Genomic DNA, 18052 nt, shown 5'->3' on the forward strand with positions numbered 1-18052 from the left:
GGCCAGCAGCGCCCCGGCCCGCCCCAGGTCGTACTCGAGCGCCGTCTCGAGCTGCTCGAGCAGGGCGGCCAGCGAGGCGCCGGGCAGGGCCGGCTCGCCCGCCGCGTCGGGCGCGGCCGGGCCCAGGCTGTCGATGTCGGCCACCAGCGCGGCGAGCAGCGCGTCCATCGCCGCCAGCGCGCCGGGTTCGGGTGCGCGGCCCTGGCGCAGCCTGGCGTTGATCGCGCCCAGTTCGGCGAACAGGGCGGCCGCGCCGATGTTGCCGGCCACGCCGACGAGCGCGTGGCAGTAGCCCTCGGCGGCCTCGAGGCCGGCGCCGGCGCCATCGCCATCGCCATCGAGCAGGGCCGCCAGGCGCGCGCCGGCGTCGCCGTAGTTGTCGCGGAAGCGCAGCAGCTGGCGGCGGTAGGCGTCGGCCTTGCCGCCGATGCGGCGGATGCCCTCGCGCACGTCGAGGCTGGCCAGCGCCAGCAGCTCGGGCGGGCAGGCGGCGGTGGCCCGGGCCGGCCGGGCGCGCACGAGGTCGCGGGCGGCGCCGGCGCGCGCCGGCGGCAGCCGGATCCAGCGCGCCAGCGTGGCCAGCAGCCGGTCCGGGGCGATCGGCTTGGTCACATGGTCGTTCATGCCGGCCGCGTGGCTCTGCTCTGCGTCGTGGGCCATCGCCAGCGCCGTCATGGCGATGATCGGCAGGCTGGCGAAGCGCGCGCCGTCACCGGAGGCGGCCATGGCGCGGATCTGGCGCGCCGCCTCGAGCCCGTCCATGAGCGGCATCTGGATGTCCATCAGCACCGCGTCGTAGGGCTTGGCGCGCACCATCTCGAGCGCCTGCCGGCCGTTGACGGCCTCGTCGACCTCGATCCCCTCCGAGCGCAGCAGCTCGCTGGCGAATTCGCGGTTGATGTCGTTGTCCTCGACCAGCAGCAGGCGCGCGCCGGCCATGCCCGGGGACGGCAGGCGGCGGCCCGGGCGGCGCCGCTCGCCGTCGTCGAGGATGCGCTTGCGCCCGAGCACCGAAAGGATCGCGTCGAGCAGGGTCGAGGGCGAGACCGGCTTGATCAGGAAGCCGTCGACGCCGGCCTGCTGGGCCAGCCGGAACACGTCCTCGCGCCCGTAGGCGGTCACCATCACCACCTTCGGGGTGGGCGCGATGCGCGCGTCGGCGCGCAGGTGGCGGGTGACCTCGTCGCCGTTCATGCCGGGCATGCGCCAGTCCATGAGCACCAGGTCGAACGGCCTGGCGCCGGCCGCCGCGAGCGCGGCGAGCGCCTGCACCCCGTTGGCGGCGACGGCCACCTCGAGCTGCAGCACGCGCAGCATGTCGGCCAGGATCTCGCCGGCCGGCGCGTTGTCGTCGACCACCAGCACGCGGATGCCCTTGAGCAGCGGGCCGACCGGGTCGACCAGCGCCGGCGCGCGCGCCGCCGGCGTGGCCAGCGCCAGCGAGAAGCAGATGGTGCTGCCGCGGCCGGGCTCGGAGCGCTCGAGCCAAATCCGCCCTTTCATCAGTTCGACGAGCTCCTTGCTGATGGCCAGCCCGAGCCCGGTGCCGCCGAAGCGGCGCGTGGTGCTCTGGTCGGCCTGGGTGAATTTCGCGAACAGGTCGCGCTGGACCTGCTCGCTCATGCCGATGCCGGTGTCGCGCACCGCCACCTCGACCTCGAGCCCGCCGGCGCCGGCGCCGAGCGCGCGGAAGCTGAGCTCGACCTCGCCCTGCTCGGTGAACTTGACGGCGTTGCCGCACAGGTTGAGCAGGACCTGGCCGAGCCGCAGCGGGTCGCCCACCAGCGCGGCCGGCATCGCCGGGTCGTAGCGGATCAGGAACTCGACCCCTTTCTGCTCGGCCTGCCAGGCGATGGTGTCGGTGAGCTGCTCGAGCACGGCGTCGAGCGAGAACGCGATCTGCTCGATCTCGAGCTTGCCGGCCTCGATCTTGGCGAAGTCGAGGATGTCGTTGATGATCCCGAGCAGCGACAGGGCCGCGCTTTGCGCCTTGCCCAGGTAGTTCTGCAGGGCCGCGGCGGGCTCGGTCTTGAGCGCGAGGTAGAGCATGCCGAGGATCGCGTTCATCGGGGTGCGGATCTCGTGGCTCATGTTGGCCAGGAACTGGCCCTTGGCCAGGTTGGCCGCCTCGGCCGCGTCCTTGGCCTGCTGCAGCTCGGCGGTGCGCTCGGCGACCAGGCGCTCGAGGTTCTGGTTGACGTCCTTGAGCTGCTGCACCGAGTCGACCAGCGCCACGTGGCTGTCGTTGAGCGCCCGGACCAGTTCGCCCAGCTCGTCGTGGTAGGGGTAGCCGATCCGTTCGGCGGCGGCGTCGCCGGCGCGCCAGCGCGCCACGCCGGACGCGACCCGGGTCACGCTGTCGGACAGGCGGTAGCTGATGGTCCAGTAGACGATCAGCCACAGGAAGGTGCTGCCGAGCACGGAGTTGACGAGCACGACCCAGAAGCTCGACTCGATGCGGTCCCACAGCACGTCGCGGTTGGCGTACAGCTCGAGCCGGCCGATCAGGCGCTGCTTGTTGTCGCGCTCGAGGTACAGCAGCGGCACCCGGACCTCCTTGTACTGGCGCGCGGGGGTGGCGGACGAGCCGTCGCGCGCGCCGGGGCGGTCGCCGTCGCCGACGAGCTCCTCGCCGTCTGAGTTGCTCACGCGCACGCCGGTGACGATCGCGTTCTGGCGCACCCCGCGCACCACCGCCGTCAGGCGCGCGAAGTCGAGCTCCCACAGGGCCTGGGTGGCGCCCGGCTCGACGGTGCGTCCGAGCGAGGCGAGGTCGTCGGCGATGGCGCGGCTGACCGCGAAGTATTGGATGCCGAGCTGGAGCGCCGTCATGCACACCGACAGCAGCAGATACCACGGCAGCATGGTGTAGAGCAGGCGGCGGGCCAGCGTTTGCGTGCTAAACATCGACCCTCCGATCAAGAGCGCTGCCGGGTCCGCCAGCGCGGCGGTGGGGTCTTCATGCGCATTTCCTTGAGATGGAGCAACATCCACCCGGCGCGCCGTGGTAGGACCCACGCACCCATTCTAGACGGATGGTATGTGTATAGGCAAGTAGTGGCGCGGCGGGCCGGGGCGGTGTGGGTTTTTTGGTTTTTATTGCCGGACGGTGCCGATTGGGAGGGGGGCGACGGCCGCGCGGCCTATGGCCGGCCTCGGGCTGCTTCCGGGGCCGGCGCGCAACCCGGTCGATGCGGCGCGGCGGCGCGCTTCCGGTGCGCAGTGCTCGCTTGCCCGCCGGGCGGTCTGGGTGCGCCGGGCGGTTTGGCGGCTTGACCGGCAACGCGGTGGCAATACAAATTTGCATGGCGGTGCAGTCTGCCATGCAGATTTGAATACCCTCGGCGCCGTCCCAGGCCCGTTTGGCGCCGCCGGCGCGCCCCCGCGCACGGCGTTTGGCAGGAGAAAGGCGGCGGGGCTTGCCGCGGGAGAGGGGGGCGCCGGTGGCCCGCCCGGCGCACGCGTTTGGCAGGGGAAAGGTGGCAGGGCTTGCCGTGGGCGATCGCTTGGCGCCTGTGCCGCGTACCGGTGCACGGCGTTTGACAGGAAAAAGACGGCAGGGCTTGCCGCAAGCAAATGGTTGGCGCCGCCGACCGGGCGCGCGCATCCCCGGGACCTTCTGGCATTCGTGCGCGTTTGCTGTCAAATTTTGTCTCGTTTCGTCGTATCCGGCCTCGCGAGTTGCGGATTGGAAAGGCGGAAGGCGGGATGCGACAAAACGCGCACGAACGAGACGTCAAACGAGCACGAATGCCAGAGAGGGGCGTGGGGGCCACGCGCCCGTGCCGCCCCGGGTTGCCGGGGATGCATGGTTGCTGGATTGCTGGATTGCTGGATTGCAGGGTCGCCGGGTCGCCGGGTTGCGGGGTTGCAGGTTTGCGGGGTTGCAGGTTTGCGGGGTTGCAGGTTTGCGGGGTTGAAGGGGTTGAAGGGGATCAGCGCCGGACCGCGCGCCGCGACCGGGCCCGGCGCGCCGCCTTCACGCCCTCGAGCCAGGCGCGGCCCTCGACGTCGAGCGCGGCGTCGATCACCTCTTGCGGCAGGCAATACACCGAGGCCCAGCCGGCCCGGCCGTCTGCCGTGTTGGTCGGAAAGTCGCGCCGTTCGATGCGCCAGCCGTACTTGCGCCCGAGCGCGCGGATCACCGTGCTCAGGGTGGTCTTGCGGCCGTCGAAAATGCTTTCCATGCCCGTCATGTCCTCCGAGCCGAGCAGCACGGCGAGCACCTCGGCGCGCAGCGTGCCCGGCATCTTGGGAAACTTGCCTGGCGAAACGGGGGAGGGCGGGGCTTTGACGCTCATCGTATTTGAACCTTATTTAAACAACAATACTGCGCTGACGGGTATGGCAGTCTACCCGCTGGTGCTAATTTGGGGCGTCGGGGTCCTTGAAAAGAACCATTTAATGCCCTAGGTCAACACTATCAGATTGTTTTGTTATGTGGGCCAGCAGACGGATCTTTTCAAGCTTGCAAGCGCATAATGAATTTTGTCAGAGCAAATCACGCTCCTGGAGTTGGAAATGAAAACGTCGTCCCTCGCTATCGCAGTCGCATTCGGTGCTTGCGCCACAGTCGCCCAGGCGCAGTCGCCGGCCTCGGCCTACGGCCTGCCCGCGTCGGGCACGCTGGCCGACCGGGCCTGCCGCGATTGCGCCATGGCGGGGCGCGGCGTCCCCCAGGCGCCCAAAAGCGCGCGCGGCAGCGCGGCGCTGGGCAAGGCCGGGGGCAAGGACCTCTCGGCCGTTTTCACCTTCGACGCCGGCGCGCTGCCCGACAGCCGCACCGCCGAGGAGCGCCACTATCTGGGCCGCCAAGCCTTCGTCGGCGTCGCCGGCAAGTTCGGCGCGCTCACCGTGGGCCGCCACCACGACCTCGAACAGCTGGCCGTCACCGATGTCGCCGACCCGTTCCACGGCGGCCTGGCCGTCGGCGCGGGCAACCTGGTCGGCCACGAGGACGCCGAACTCGACACCAGCGTGCGCTTCATCACGCGCGAGAGGCACGGCCTTTCCGCCGCCGCCTCGCTCGGCCTAGGCGAGGTGTCGGGCAATCCGCGCGGCAACCGAGCTTGGGGCGTTTCGGTCGGTCTCGAGAGCGGCGCGTTCACGGTGCGCTTGGCGCACCAGAACAAGAACGTCGCCAAGGTCCAGACCCAGACCGGGCTGGGCAACGTGATGGACGCGAAGAACACGATCCTCGCCGCCAACTACGACGTCGGCGTCGGCAAGGTCTACGCCGCCTACAGCGCCAACCGCGGCTGGGGCAGCTCGCCCCTGTGGAATCCCGACAACCCCTACGGCGCCTCGATGGCGACGACCGCCTCGACCGACAGCCGCGACGTGCTCGTCGGCCTGGCCGTGCCGTTCGGCGCGACCACCGTGCTGGCCTCGTTCATCCGCAAGAACGACCGCAACCTGGCCAACCAGGACGCCAACCAGGCCGCCATCGGCCTGAGCTACGCCAGTTCGCGCCGCACCGACTACTACGCGGCGTGGTCGCGCATCACCAACCGCAACGGCGCCGGCTACAGGCTGGCCGGCGCCGCGGCGGCCCCGGCCAGCTCGGCGCTGAACGTCGGCATGCGCCATTCTTTCTGATCAATCAGGCAATGTTTTATGGTGCTATGTACGGTAGCGAACGGAAGGTTGTCAATTTCCTGTGTAACATTTTTCGGGCAGGGTGAGCCGGCGGCGTGTTACGCTTCGGGACTTTTCACCGCACGTTAGCACAGGAGCAGAAACCTGGAATGTCCAGCAAACATGACCCAAACCAAAATCACCTTCTTGCCGCCCTGCTCGACGCCGAATTCGACCGCCTCGCGCCGCACCTCGAACTGATTCCGATGCCCCTTGGCGACGTGCTCTACGAGTCCGGCGGCAAGCTCGCGCACGTGTATTTCCCGACCACGTCGATCGTGTCGCTCCATTACCTGCTCGAAAACGGCGGCTCGTCCGAGATCGCCGGGGTCGGCAACGAGGGGGTGCTCGGCATCTCCGTGTTCATGGGCGGCGACAGCACCCCGAGCCGCGCCGTGGTCCAGACCGGCGGCTTCGGCTACCGTCTGCCCATCCGCGTGCTGATGGAGGAGTTCAACAGGGCCGGCCCCGTGATGCGCTTGCTGCTGCGCTACACCCAGGCCCTGATCACGCAGATGTCGCAGACGGCCGTGTGCAACCGCCACCACACGGTCGAGCAACAACTGTGCCGCTGGCTGCTGCTCACGCTCGACCGCCTGCCGACCAACGAGCTGACCATGACCCAGGAGCTGATCGCCAACATGCTCGGGGTGCGGCGCGAGGGCGTCACCGAGGCCGCCGGGCGGCTGCAGGGCTACGGCTTCATCAGCTACCGGCGCGGCCACATCACCGTGCTCAACCGCATGGGGCTCGAGGGCGACGTGTGCGAATGCTACGCAGTGGTCAAGAAGGAATTCGCGCGTCTGCTGTCGGACACGCGCAACCGCCAACCGGCGCGCCAATGAACGGAACGGGGAAGCAGCTTATGCAGTCAATTAACAACCAGTCGGTCGAGCGCCTCATGGCGGTCGGGTTCGCGGCCACCTTGTTGGTGCTGCTTCTGGTGGGCGGCATCGCCCTCAACTACGCGGTCGAGTCGGCCGGGGCGGTCAACCTGATCAAGGCGAGCATCATCTTGCTGCTGCTGTTCCTCGCGCTTTTGTTCGTGGCCGTGCAGGGCGCCATCGCCAAGCGCAACGAGCAGGCCCGCGCCATGCTCGAGGGCCCGCTGCTCAAGGCCAGCGCACTCCAGGACGCGATCTACAACAGCGCCAACTTCTCGAGCATCGCCACCGACGCCCAGGGCGTGATCCAGATCTTCAACGTCGGCGCCGAACGCATGCTCGGCTACAACGCGGCCGAGGTGGTCGACAATATGACCCCGGCCAACATCTCGGACGCCCAGGAGCTCGTCGAGCGCGCCGCCGCCCTCTCCGGCGAGCTCGGCACGCTGATCGCGCCCGGCTTCGAGGCGCTCGTCTACAAGGCCTCGCGCGGGATCGAGGACATCTACGAGATCACCTACATCCGCAAGGACGGCACCCGGCTGCCGGCGCTGGTGTCGGTGACGGCGCTGCGCGACGCGCCCGGCAACGCCATCGGCTACCTGCTGATCGGCACCGACAACACCATGCGCAAGCAGGCTGAAGCCGAGCAGGCCCTGCTCGACCAGCGCCTGCGCGACCAGCAGTTCTACACGCGCTCGCTGATCGAGTCAAACATCGACGCCATCATGACGACCGATTCGCGCGGCATCATCAGCGACGTCAACCAGCAGACCGAATTGCTGACCGGGCGCACCCGCGACGAGCTGATCGGCGCGCCGTTCAAGAACTACTTCACCGAGCCCGACCGGGCCGAGGAGGCCATCACGCGCGTGCTGCGCGAGGGCAAGGTCACCAACTACGAGCTGACCGCGCTCGCGCGCGACGGCCGCGAGACGGTGGTGTCGTACAACGCGACGACCTTCCACGACCGCGACCGCAAGCTGCAGGGCGTGTTCGCCTCGGCGCGCGACGTAACCGAGCGCAAGCTGGCCGAGGAGTCACTGCTCGAGACCAACAACGCGCTCGAGGTGGCGCGCGCGGCGGCCGAGAAGGCCAACCGCGCCAAGTCCGAATTCCTCTCGAGCATGAGCCACGAGCTGCGCACACCGCTCAACGCGGTGCTCGGCTTCGCCCAGCTCATGGCCTCCGAGGTGCCTGCCCCGCCGCTCAACCAGCAGCGCTCGATCGACCAGATCCTCAAGGGCGGCTGGTACCTGCTGCGCCTGATCAACGAGATCCTCGACCTGGCCATGATCGAGTCGGGCAAGGTGACCATGTCGCAGGAGTCGATGTCGCTCACCGACGTGCTGCAGGACTGCCAGGAAATGATCGAGCCGCAGGCGGCCAAGCGCGGCATCGCGCTGACCTTCCCGACCTTCGACAAGGTGTTCTACGTGCACGCCGACCGCACCCGCGTCAAGCAGGTCATGATCAACCTGCTGTCGAACGCGATCAAGTACAACGGCAGCGGCGGCTCGGTGGTCGTCGCCTGCGTGGTCCATGACGAGCGCATCCGCATCAGCGTCAAGGACACCGGCGCCGGCCTCGCGCCCGATCAGCTGGCCCAATTGTTCCAGCCGTTCAACCGGCTCGGCCAGGAGGAGAGCGCCGAGGAGGGCACCGGCATCGGGCTGGTCGTGACCAAGCAGCTCGTCGAGCTCATGGGCGGCCAGATCGGGGTCGAGAGCAGCGTCGGCGTCGGCACCGAGTTCTGGGTCGAGTTCGCCACCTCGGACGCGCCCGCGCTCATGCTCGACAGCCTCGACGACATCGCGCTCGAGCGGCGCCAGCAGGCCGCGCTCGCGCGCGCCGAGCAGCCGACCCTGCTCTACGTCGAGGACAACCCGGCCAACCTGGCGCTCGTCGAGCAGCTGATCGCCCGCCGCGGCGACCTCAAGCTGCTGACCGCGATCGACGGCCACCTCGGCATCGAGCTCGCGCGCGCCTACCTGCCCGACCTGATCCTGATGGACATCAACCTGCCCGGCATCAGCGGCTTCGGCGCGCTCAAGATATTGCAGGACGACCCGGCCACGCGCCACATCCCTGTGGTGGCGCTGTCGGCCAACGCGGTGCCGCGCGACATCGAGAAGGGATTGGAGGCGGGCTTCTTCCGCTACCTGACCAAGCCGATCCGGGTGCGCGAATTCATGGACGCGCTCGACGTGGCGCTGGCCCACGCGGCCGCGAACGGGCTGGTCGAGCCGGCGCAGCCGGGGCGCTAGGATCGCCACCGCGCATGTTTCGAACGACAACTCACGACTTCGCACGACAAACCTATAACAATAATGAAGACTTCTTTGGGAAACTGTAATGCTTGATGCCTCCGAAATTCTGAACGCCTCGATCCTGGTCGTCGACGACATGGAAGCGAACGTCATGCTGCTCGAGCAGATGCTGCGCAACGCCGGCTACGCCAACATCACGACCACGCAAAATCCGAAGCTGGTGCTGAGCATGCACAGCGCCAACCGCTACGACCTGATCTTGCTCGACCTGCAGATGCCGGAGATGGACGGCTTCGAGGTGATCGACGCGCTCAAGACGATCGAGCACGAGAGCTACCTGCCGGTGCTCGTCATCACGGCCCAGCCCGGCCACAAGCTGCGCGCGCTCAAGGCCGGCGCCAAGGACTTCGTGAGCAAGCCGTTCGACCTGATCGAGGTGCAAACGCGGATCCACAACATGCTCGAGGTGCGCCTGCTGTACCGCAAGCTCGACAACTATAACAAGGTGCTCGAGCAGACCGTGCTCGAGCGCACCGCCGAACTGCGCGAGAGCGAGGCGCGCTTCCAGCGCTTCACCGAGCTGTCGTCGGACTGGTACTGGGAGCAGGACGCCTTCGGCAAGCTGACCAAGCATTCGGGCCCGGTCATCGAGATGCTCGGCATCGGCGGCGACACGGGCGGGGGCAACTGGAACGCGGCCGAGCGCGCCTTGCTCGATGCCAACATCGCCAGCCGCCGGCCGTTCCTCGACCTGGTCTACAGCCGCGGCCTGGCCGACGGCAGCACCCAGTACCTGCAGGTCAGCGGCGAGCCGATGTTCGACAGCTCGAGCCGCTTCACGGGCTACCGCGGGATCGGGATGGACATCACCGAGCGCATGAAGCCGCTCTCGGGCGAGCGCCGCTTCCGCACCGCGGTCGACGCGATCGGGCAGGGCGTGTGCCTGATCGACCGCGCCACCATGCGCGTGGTCGACGCCAACGAGACCGCCTGCAGGCTGTCGGGCTACACGCGCGAGGAGCTTGCCGCGCTCGACCTGTCCTCGCTCGAGATCGGCAACGGCGACGAATTGGCGAGCGTGTTCGACAGGCTGATCGCGGACGGCTCGGCGCACGGCAGCAGCGCCAGGCTCAAGCACAAGGACGGGGTCCACCGCGACACCCACATCGAGTGGCGCGCGGTGCGCGTGGACAATTGGATGCTGGTCGGCGTGATCAATGAGACCAAGGCCATCCCGGCCTGAGCGGGTCCGGCGTGCGCTCCGGCCTGAGCGGGCCGCGTGCGCCGGGCCGGCCTGAGCGGGCGCCGTGTGCGCCACCCTGGCGCGCAAATGCTTATGCTTGCAGGACGTTCCCTATAACGTCTTGGAGGCCATCATGACAGGCAGCAGCACACTCGATCCCGACAACCTGCCGACGCGTCCCGACCGCCGGCTCGGCCGCGGGCACGGCACCGGCGCGCTCGGTCCGAGCGACACCTCCGACAGCGGCAGCGACCTGGCCGGCGCGCCGCTGGCCGGAGACGGCCTGGCCGAAGAGCCGGCCGGCAACGCCGGCCCCGACGTCGGCGACCTCGATCTCGACAGCGACACCGATTCGGGCGGCACGGGCGAACGCGCCGCGTCCGGGCGCGACGACGTGCGCGACGACGCCGACATCGACGTCGACCACGTGGAGACGATCCCCGCGGTCGACATCGACGAGGACGAATTGCGGCCTCCCCGCTCCCGTCATTTCCGCCATTGGCGGACATGACTTCCCGCGAAGGCGGGAACCCATGCTGAGCGCGATGTAAAGCGGCTTCCCCCTCCCGTCATGTCCGCCAATGGCGGAAATCACGGGTGGTGGGGCGGGGATTGACGGGTTTTGGCGCGGAGGGTGGTGGCGCCCAAACTTGCAGGATGCACCGCACAGCCCCACCGCGCCCCGCCGCCTCTACGCCAGCTCGGTTTTGAAAAACGCCATCGTGCGCCGCCACGCGAGCCGGGCCGCCGGCTCGTCGTAGCGCGGCGTCGTGTCGTTGTTGAAACCGTGCTCGGTCTTGGCGTACAGGAAATACTGGTAGCGCTTGCCCGCCGCCTTCAACGCCGCCTCGTATGCGGGCCAGCCCGCGCGGATCCGCGCGTCGTTCTCGGCGTCGTGGATCATCAACGGGGCGTTGATGGCGGCGACCCTGTCGGCCGGCGCCTGGCCACCGTAGAACGCGACCGCCGCGTCCAGCTCGGGCAGCGCCGTGGCCAGGTAGTTGGCCATCCCGCCGCCGTAGCAAAACCCGACCACGCCGACCTTGCCGTTGGCCCCCGGCAGCGTCTTGAGGACCGCCGCCGCGGCCACAAAATCGGCGCGCGATTTGGTTTGGTCGAGCTTGCCGAACAGCGCGCGCGCCTTGTCCTCGTCCCCGGGATAGCCGCCCAGCGTGAACAGCGCGTCGGGCGCGAACGCGGTCATGCCCTCGAGCGCGACGCGGCGCGCGATGTCTTCGATGTGCGGATTGAGCCCGCGATTCTCGTGCACCACGAGCACCGCCGGCAGCTTGCCCCCGTCCTTGGCCGGCTGCACCAGGTAGCCGCGCAGCGTGCCGTAACCCCGCGGCGATGGATACTCGACATACCTGGCCACGATGCGCGCGTCGTCGGGCGCGACCTGCGCCGCGAACGCGGGCGACAGCGCCGCCAGAAGGCTTGCGGCGGTCGCGGCGCCGACCGCGTAGCGGCCCGCCGACGACAGGAAGTCGCGCCGCGACAGCGCGCCATGGACATACTGGTCGAACAGTTCAAGCACTTCCGGGGCAAAATCGCTGGCTGTTGCACGCTTCATAAAACGCTCCTGTTGGGTTCTGTCGGCACTGCGCGGCGGCCAGGTCGGCACCGAAACTGACAAAAAATACCACGTTTTTCAGGCGCGTGTGCGGGCGTGCAGGCCCCGTATTTACTCGCTCGCTGCAGATCTGGTCGAGCAGGACGGCGTCGGCGGAGCGCGCCATTTTGCGCGCGCGTCCAGCGCCGGCGACCAGCCTGGCCGTAACAGCTTGGGCGGCGTCCAGTCTGGTCGTAACAGCGTGAGCGGCGACCAGCCTGGTCGTGGGCAGTTCGAGCTTCGGAGCCTTAGCTCCGGATTCTGCGGCGCGCTCCTGCTGGCGATCGCGGCGCACGCGGCCCGGCAGGGGCGACTCGGCTTAATTCCTTGCGCCATTCATGGACCCGTTCGGATCGCTTTCGATGGCGGCGTCGGGAAGCGGGAGCTCACGCGCGCGCCGGACGAAAGAGGACGGCTCCATTGGAACAAACACACGCGTTTTTATCAGTGCGCCTTGGACAGGATGAGCAACCAGCGGCGCATGAGCAGCACCTCGACGTGGCCCGGCTCGACGCCGGTGTCGCACTCGATCAGCGGGTTGACCGGATAGTAGCGCTTGCGGAAATCGCGCGTGACGAGGACCTCGCGGCGGCCGAAGCGCAGCATGAAGGGGGTCGGAGCGTATTCCATGCCGAAAGTGCTATTCAAGGTGGTCATGACAAATTCCTTTGTGGAGTTGTGTTGATCAAGAGAGGCCAGAATAGCACAACTACTGTATGAATCCACAGGTACTGTATGAATAAACAGCTTTTTTTGATTTTGTGGTTTTTATGCCATGGCTTCAGCGGTTCGCCGCCGAGCCGGGCAGGCGGCGCAGGTTGGGCAGGGTCTCGTGCTCGAGCCAGTGGCGCAGCTTGATCATCTGCGGCTTGGCCGTGCGCGCCGTGGTGCGCGTGGCGAGCAGGCGCCGCATGCCGTTCTCGGTGTAGCCCTTGATCCGGTAGCCGGGGATGGTCCCGTGGTCGGGACCGAGGATGCGCCGTTCGCGGCTGTCGGGCGGCGCCGGCAGCAAGGCGTCGAGGTCGTCGGCGGCGACCCAGATCGCCTCGCCCAGCATCACGAAGCGCAGCTGCGCGCCCTCGAAGGCGTAGTAGCGCCCGTTCCAGGCCTCGTGCGCGTCGCGCTTCGCCTTGCCGTGGAGCGCCGGCAAAATCGCGAGCACGAATGGCGCGATGTTGCGCGCCCACAGCGGCGCGCACAGCAGCAGGGCGATCAGCACATGTTTCTTGTTGTCCGGCGGCACCGCGCCATACAGGCGGTAGGCCAGATAAAACAGGCCGGCGTGCGCGCACAGATGCAGCAGCAGTCTGCCCATCGTCAATTCCGGCGCGGCGCGGCGCGGCGCGGGCACGGTATGGCTTGCTGTGGATCTCGCATGGTCGTCTCCTGTCGGGGCGGATTGACCGCTGTTACCATGATATCAAGATTTTCCTACATGGCGATGGCGGCAGGAACCGCGTCCGCGCCCCTTTTTGAGCGACAATGCGGAGGCACCCATAATGTGAAGCGTTTAAATGCGAAAGAATCAATGAAATCCAAGCACTTTCCGAATCCAATGAGCACTCAACCATCATGAAAAAACCGCGGCCGCGCACCCGCCTGCAGCGCCATATCGCGGCCCGCTTCTCGCCGACCGAAGCCTTCGGCCTGCACCTGACGGTCGGCTTCGTGCTGATGCTGCTGGCCGGCGCGGCGTTCGGCGTGATCGCCGCCGACGTCGTCGCCGGCAGGCCGATCACGCTGCTCGACGTCGAGCTGACGCATTGCTTGCACCGGCCGGCCCACGACGGCTTCACCCGCGCCATGCTGGTCGTCACCCACCTCCACAGCCAGGCCGGGGTCGCCCTGATGGCGCTGCTGCTGGCCGTCTATTTTCACCGCCGCGGCGCGCGCTACTGGCTGCTCACGCTGGCCGCGGCGGTGCCGGGTGGCATGCTTCTCAATGTGCTGTTAAAGTACACCTTCCAGCGCGCGCGCCCCGATTTCACCGATCCCCTGCTGACCCTGTCGACCTACAGTTTTCCGAGCGGTCACACGGTCGGCGCGACCGTGTTCTACGGCATGCTGGCCGCCTGGCTGGTGTGCCGCACGCGCAGCTGGCCGCGGCGCGCGCTCGCCGTGGCCGCCGCCTGCGCGATGGTGGCGCTGGTCGGCCTGAGCCGCATGGTGCTCGGCGTGCACTACCTGAGCGACGTGCTGGCCGCCGTGGCCGAGGGCGCCGCCTGGCTCGCCATCTGCATCACCGCCGGCTCGACCCTGCGCCGGCGCGCCGCCCGCCACGCCCCCACATCCACCGGAGAGACACCCTGACACCGATCGCAGTCATCATCAACGCCGGCGCCGGCCTCGGCCACGCGCCCGAACTGGCCGGGCAGTTGCGCGCCAGCTTCGCCAGGCACGGCCTCGGGGCCGAGGTCACGCTCGCGCACGGCGGCGCCGAGATGATCGGGGCGGCCCGCGCCGCCCTCGCGCGCGGCGCGCCGATCGTGGTCGCCGGCGGCGGCGACGGCACCATCAACGCGGTCGCCTCGGTCATGGTCGACACCAAGGTCGCGTTCGGCGTGCTGCCGCTGGGCACCCTCAACCATTTCGCCAAGGACCTCGGCATTCCGCTCGCGCTCGAGGCGGCGGTCCGCAACGTGGCCGAGGGGCGCCGCGCCAGCGTCGACGTGGGCGAGGTCAACGGACGCATCTTCCTGAACAATTCGAGCCTCGGCCTGTACCCCGACATGGTGCGCGACCGCGTCAAGCAGCAAACCCGGCTCGGGCGCGGCAAATGGCCCGCCGCGCTGTGGGCCTCGCTGTCGGTGCTGCGGCGCTATCCGTTCCTGAGCGTGCGCCTGGCGGTCGACGACGACGAGGCCGGCCTGGCGCGCGCGCGGCGCACCCCGTTCGTATTCATCGGCAACAACGCCTACACCATGCAAGGCTTCGACATCGGCGCGCGCAGCCGGCTCGACGGCGGCACCCTGAGCCTGTACGTGGCGCAGCACCCCGGCCGCCTGGCGCTGCTGCGCTTCGCCGTGCTGGCGCTGTTCGGGCGCCTGGCCCAGGAGCGCGACTTCGACGTGCTGCTGGCCGAAAAAATGGCGATCACGACCCACCGCAAGCGATTGCGCGTGGCAACCGACGGTGAAGTCACCGTCATGGCGACGCCGTTGCGCTACCGGATCAGGCCCGGTGCGCTCACGGTGGTCGTCCCTGCCTGAGGAGCATCCCATGCGCACGATCGTTCATTTGTCAGACCTGCATTTCGGCCGCGTCGACCCGGCCCTGCTGGCGCCGCTGCGCGATCTGGTGCACCGCATCGGGCCCGACGCGCTCGTCGTCTCGGGCGACCTGACCCAGCGCGCCAAGAGCGCGCAGTTCATCGAGGCCAAGGCCTGGCTCGACACCCTGCCGGGGCCCCAGATCATCGTGCCGGGCAACCACGACATCTCGCTCTACAACGTGTTCCGCCGCTTCGTGCAGCCGCTCAAGCGCTACAAGCGGCACGTCACCGACGACCTCGACCCGATGTACGTCGACGACGAGATCGCCATTCTGGGCGTCAACACGGCGCGCTCGCTGACCTTCAAGGACGGGCGCGTCAACGAGGAGCAGATCGGCGACATCCGCGCCAAGTTGTCCGGCCTGGGCAAATCGATCACGCGCATCGTCGTCACCCACCATCCGTTCGACCTGCCCGAGACCTTCGACGACGCCGACCTGGTCGACCGCGCGCCGATGGCGATGCGCGCGTTCGCCGACTGCGGCGTCGACCTGCTGCTGGCCGGCCACATGCACGCGAGCCACGCCGGCAGCACGGCCGAGCGCTACGAGATGGGCGAGTACGCGGCGTTGGTGGTCCAGGCCGGCACCGCGACCTCCACCCGCGGGCGCGGCGAGGTCAATTCCTTCAACGTGCTGCGGGTCAGCCACGAGCGGATCGAGGTCGACCGCTACGGCTGGGATGTGATCGGCGGCGGCTTCAACCTGATGAAGACCGAGCCGTTTTTCCGCAGCGGCAATGTGTGGTCGGCGCACACCGCCGGCTTGTTTCCGATCGGGATTTAGCCCCCGGGCAGGTGGCCGCGGACGCGATTGGTCCAAGGTGCCGCGGGGCGGCGGCGACCGGGGCCGCCCGCCACGGCTGGGAGCCGGTCCTGATCGGTGGCGGCTTCAATCGGATGCAGACCGGCGCATTTTTGCTCAGTGGCAAGGCGCACTTGTTTCCGATTGGAATTGCGGCGAGGGGGGCGGGGCGTGCCTGCCCAACTCCCTCTGGCATTCGTGCTCGTTCGCCGCACGCGTTCGTGCTCGTTTTGTCGTGTTTGAACCCTGCCGTGTTTGCCCTGTCGAACAAAGAGGAGAAGCGAGAAAACCAGACAAAACGAGAGGGGGAAACGAGCATGAATGCCACACGCACCCACAAAGTACCCGCCACCTCGGTCGACGCGCTGTCGAAATACTTCTGCGAAACCCGGGCGTCCTTGCTGCCGGCGCGGGCGGCCGCCATCGCCATTGACGAATGGATCGCCAGGGCGCGCGCAAAGGCGAGTCCGAGACCATGACCTCGGCGGCGGCAAGCATGGCCGGCGCGCTCAAGACCGCGCTCTCTTTTGTCGGGCACGCCAATGCGAAGGCCGCAAGCCTGTCCGAGCGCCGCCTTGGACGCTCGCGCCGCGCCGCCGACGTCCTGGCCGACCATTGCGGCTTCGACTGAAGCACAGCCGCGGCGCAAGCGGCGCTCGTTGCCGGGAGCGCGCCGCCGGCGCCCTTAAATCCAATACTCGGTCAGCTTGGCCGCCCATTCCTTCATCCGCATCGACCAGGGCCGCGACTGCCAGGCCTCCAGCGTGATCTCCTTCGAACCGCGCAAATCCTCCCTGAACGCGCTCTCCATCTCGGCCCCGAACGCGGCGTCGAGGATGATCACATTGAGTTCGTAGTTGTGCAGGAAACTGCGGCGGTCGATGTTCGACGAGCCCACGGTCGACCAGGTGCCGTCGATCACGGCCGTCTTCGCGTGCAAAATGGCCACCTGCAGCTCATGGATCTTGACCCCGCTCGCGAGCAGCTCCTGGTAGAACGCGCGCCCCGCGTGGTACACCAGCCCGTGGTCCGACACGCCCGGCAACACCAGCTTGACCTCGACCCCGCGCTTGGCGGCGTTGCTCAGCGCGTCGACGAACTGCTGGTCGGGCACGAAATACGCCGACGTGATGTGCACCGACTTCTTGGCCTCGTTCATCGCCAATATGAACGACTTGTAGATCTCGTAGCCGGCCGTCGGATCGGTCGCCAGCACGCGCAGCACCTTGTCGCCGGCCGCCGGCAGGGGCGGGAAGTACTCGCGCTCGGACAACTCGCCGCCCTCCTGGTCGACCCAGGCGTTGATGAAGATCCATTGCAGCGCGGCCACGGCCGGGCCCTCGATCTTGATGTGGGTGTCGCGCCAGCCGACCTTGTCGGCGGCGGTCGTCTCGGGCCGGCGCTTGGAGCGGAAGAACGAGCTGTTGGCGTACGTGCTGCTGATGTTGATGCCGCCCGTGAACGCGACCTTGCCGTCGACCACCATCAGTTTGCGGTGGTCGCGGTTGTTCAATTCCCACTTGCCCTTGCGCTCCGCCGGGTTGACCGGGTTGAACGCGATCAGCGTGATGCCGGCCGCCCTCATGCGCTCGAAGAACGCGGCCGGCGTGCCCAGCGTGCCGACCGCGTCGTACAGGATGTTGACCGTGACGCCGTGCCGTTGCCGCTCGATCAGCACGTCGGCGAACTGCATGCCGACCTCGTCCTGGTCGAAGATGTAGGTCTCGAGGTTGATGGTCGAGGTGGCCGCCGCCGCCGCCGCCATCATTTCGCGCATCGTGCGCGGGCCGTCGAACAGCAGCGTGACCTTGTTGCCGGCGATCAGGGGCACCCCCGTGGCCGCCTCCTCGAGCAGCGCGAGCGCCTTCATGTCGGGCGTGGCCTTGGCCCAGCGCCGCGCCAGCAGGGCCTTGGCCTGCTTGCTCGGCATCTTGCCCTGGGCCCCGGCCACGGCCGGCACCTGGCCGCGCGCCGGCGCGTCCGCGCCCACCTCGGGCAGGCTGGCGCACGAGGCCAGTGCGATGCTCATTGTCACGATGGCCAGCCAGCCATAAAGGCGCGATGTGCTCATGTTGGTTCCTTCGGTGTTGCCGCCATCTCGAGGACGAGCGGCGGGTACTTCGGTCCGATGAAAAACTCGACGGGCGCGCCCAGGAAGCGCCGCCCCAATGCCTTGAACAGGGCGCCGGCCTGCGTGAAATGGATCTTGCGCGCGCGCAGCGCCACCCACAGCGCCAGCCCGAAGCTGACCAAGAGGTTGACCATGCCGATCGAGAGCACGCCGGCGATCGAGGTCAGCGCCAGCGCCAGCCCCATGTCCTGGTCGAGCGCG

Annotated in this window: 16 protein-coding genes; 9 read left to right on the forward strand and 7 right to left on the reverse strand. The window is 68.3% G+C overall.

Going from position 1 to position 18052, the window contains the following annotated elements; translation table 11 throughout:
- Both C7C56_RS00120 and C7C56_RS00125 read right to left on the reverse strand, forming a co-directional pair.
- Positions 1 to 2907 (reverse strand): response regulator (locus C7C56_RS00120; RefSeq protein ID WP_106755491.1); only part of this gene is annotated, 2907 nt, incomplete at its 3' end.
- A gap of 1028 nt (positions 2908 to 3935) precedes the next feature.
- Positions 3936 to 4301 (reverse strand): hypothetical protein, encoded by a 366-nt coding sequence (locus C7C56_RS00125; protein WP_229457778.1) that lies wholly within the window; start codon positions 4299 to 4301, stop codon positions 3936 to 3938.
- Positions 4302 to 4521: 220 nt separating this feature from the next.
- Between C7C56_RS00125 and C7C56_RS00130 the strand changes: the two genes are divergently transcribed.
- The 5 genes from C7C56_RS00130 (at position 4522) to C7C56_RS00150 (ending at position 10545) form a co-directional block, all read left to right on the forward strand.
- A complete protein-coding gene (locus C7C56_RS00130; protein WP_106755492.1) occupies positions 4522 to 5598 on the forward strand; it encodes a porin in 1077 nt (358 codons plus the stop codon).
- 149 nt (positions 5599 to 5747) lie between these two features.
- Entirely contained in the window at positions 5748 to 6482 is a 735-nt protein-coding gene (locus C7C56_RS00135) for a Crp/Fnr family transcriptional regulator (protein WP_106755493.1), read from the forward strand.
- 20 nt (positions 6483 to 6502) lie between these two features.
- On the forward strand, positions 6503 to 8788 hold the full coding sequence (locus C7C56_RS00140) for a hybrid sensor histidine kinase/response regulator (RefSeq protein ID WP_106755494.1): 2286 nt from the start codon (positions 6503 to 6505) through the stop codon (positions 8786 to 8788).
- Positions 8789 to 8876: 88 nt separating this feature from the next.
- Positions 8877 to 10034 (forward strand): response regulator, encoded by a 1158-nt coding sequence (locus tag C7C56_RS00145; RefSeq protein WP_181372948.1) that lies wholly within the window; start codon positions 8877 to 8879, stop codon positions 10032 to 10034.
- A gap of 133 nt (positions 10035 to 10167) precedes the next feature.
- A complete protein-coding gene (locus tag C7C56_RS00150) occupies positions 10168 to 10545 on the forward strand; it encodes a hypothetical protein (protein WP_106755502.1) in 378 nt (125 codons plus the stop codon).
- 180 nt (positions 10546 to 10725) lie between these two features.
- Here the strand turns inward: C7C56_RS00150 and C7C56_RS00155 are convergent, their stop codons facing one another.
- From C7C56_RS00155 to C7C56_RS00165, 3 genes are all read right to left on the reverse strand, one after another.
- Positions 10726 to 11607, reverse strand: a complete 882-nt coding sequence (locus C7C56_RS00155; protein ID WP_106755503.1) for a dienelactone hydrolase family protein — start codon at positions 11605 to 11607, stop codon at positions 10726 to 10728.
- A gap of 483 nt (positions 11608 to 12090) precedes the next feature.
- Positions 12091 to 12303 carry a hypothetical protein gene (locus C7C56_RS00160; RefSeq protein ID WP_106755495.1) on the reverse strand — a complete coding sequence of 71 codons (213 nt, stop codon included), beginning with the start codon at positions 12301 to 12303 and terminating at the stop codon, positions 12091 to 12093.
- Between the two features lie 124 nt (positions 12304 to 12427).
- Positions 12428 to 12961 carry a hypothetical protein gene (locus C7C56_RS00165; protein ID WP_106755496.1) on the reverse strand — a complete coding sequence of 178 codons (534 nt, stop codon included), beginning with the start codon at positions 12959 to 12961 and terminating at the stop codon, positions 12428 to 12430.
- A gap of 257 nt (positions 12962 to 13218) precedes the next feature.
- Between C7C56_RS00165 and C7C56_RS00170 the strand changes: the two genes are divergently transcribed.
- From C7C56_RS00170 to C7C56_RS00185, 4 genes are all read left to right on the forward strand, one after another.
- Positions 13219 to 13956, forward strand: coding sequence for a phosphatase PAP2 family protein (locus C7C56_RS00170; protein WP_106755497.1), 738 nt, complete (start codon positions 13219 to 13221; stop codon positions 13954 to 13956).
- Entirely contained in the window at positions 13953 to 14855 is a 903-nt protein-coding gene (locus C7C56_RS00175; RefSeq protein WP_106755504.1) for a diacylglycerol/lipid kinase family protein, read from the forward strand. Before C7C56_RS00170 ends, C7C56_RS00175 begins: the two co-directional genes overlap by 4 nt.
- Before the next feature lie 10 nt (positions 14856 to 14865).
- The gene (locus C7C56_RS00180) at positions 14866 to 15702 is read left to right on the forward strand and encodes a metallophosphoesterase family protein (RefSeq protein WP_106755498.1); all 837 of its coding nucleotides are present in this window, start codon (positions 14866 to 14868) and stop codon (positions 15700 to 15702) included.
- Positions 15703 to 16156: 454 nt separating this feature from the next.
- On the forward strand, positions 16157 to 16351 hold the full coding sequence (locus C7C56_RS00185) for a hypothetical protein (protein ID WP_106755499.1): 195 nt from the start codon (positions 16157 to 16159) through the stop codon (positions 16349 to 16351).
- Between the two features lie 54 nt (positions 16352 to 16405).
- Here the strand turns inward: C7C56_RS00185 and cls are convergent, their stop codons facing one another.
- Both cls and C7C56_RS00195 read right to left on the reverse strand, forming a co-directional pair.
- Entirely contained in the window at positions 16406 to 17791 is a 1386-nt protein-coding gene (gene cls, locus C7C56_RS00190) for a cardiolipin synthase (protein WP_106755500.1), read from the reverse strand.
- Positions 17788 to 18052 (reverse strand): transporter-like protein (locus C7C56_RS00195; protein ID WP_219933074.1); only part of this gene is annotated, 265 nt, incomplete at its 5' end. The genes cls and C7C56_RS00195, both read right to left, overlap by 4 nt.

The organism is Massilia glaciei (assembly GCF_003011895.2).
GTDB lineage: Bacteria > Pseudomonadota > Gammaproteobacteria > Burkholderiales > Burkholderiaceae_D > Telluria_A > Telluria_A glaciei.